This is a genomic window from Neisseria sp. P0021.S005, from assembly GCF_051956955.1.
Genome location: NZ_JBQCWY010000982.1, coordinates 1 through 439 on the forward strand (window position 1 = coordinate 1; position 439 = coordinate 439).

The 439-nt window shown below is 57.4% G+C and carries 1 protein-coding gene; it reads left to right on the forward strand.

Annotation, left to right across the window (positions count from 1 at the left end; all coding sequences use genetic code 11):
* Positions 1 to 439 (forward strand): L-serine ammonia-lyase, iron-sulfur-dependent, subunit alpha (locus tag ACTHUE_RS20485; RefSeq protein ID WP_440424328.1); only part of this gene is annotated, 439 nt, incomplete at both ends.

Consider the following 439-nt stretch of genomic DNA (forward strand, 5'->3'; position numbering starts at 1 on the left):
TTTATTATTCGGTCGGTGGCGGTTTTATCGTAACAGACGAAGGGTTTGCACAAGAAGCGCAGGAAAATTCGGATGTGCCATATCCTTACAAAAACTGCGACGAGTTGCTGGCACAATGCCGTCTGAACCAGTTGAATATTTCCGAAGTCGTGTTGGCCAATGAAGCAGCGTTGGCAGGTTGCGATGAGGTGGAAGTGCGCCGCCGTGTGGCTGCCGTGGCCGATGTGATGGAAAACTGTATCAAGCGCGGCTTGGGCGCGGAAGGGCAATTGCCGGGCGGCTTGAACGTGCGCCGCCGTGCGCCGCAGTTGGCGGCCAAACTCAAAGTCCTGCGCGAGAGCGAAATCGTCAATACCCAACTTTGGCCGATGGTGTACGCCATGGCGGTCAATGAAGAAAACGCCGGCGGCGGCCGCGTCGTCACCGCACCGACCAACGG